General features: G+C 73.1%; 1 pseudogene. It reads right to left on the reverse strand.

Features of this window, described 5'->3' with window-relative positions:
* Nucleotides 1-234 (reverse strand): annotated as a pseudogene (locus tag ACPYOG_RS20905) (hypothetical protein); the annotation flags it as partial.

Raw genomic sequence — 234 nt, forward strand, 5'->3', positions numbered from 1 at the left:
CGTGGGCTCGGAGATGTGTATAATAGACAGGTGGCGGCCAGCTCAACCTTCATTGAGGCGCGCCCGCTCGGGACCGCCGTCGCGACCGCAGCGACGTTGATGCCGCCGCCGTGCCCGGCCGCTTCGCCCCCTGCACGCCGGATCGCACCCGCGTGGACTGCGCCCAGCGCGTCCACCGCGTACGGCACCATGCCGCCGTACACGCACACGGCCGCGGGCCGCGGCGTCGTGAGG

The sequence above is a fragment of the Leifsonia sp. HAY1-4F genome, from assembly GCF_056755275.1.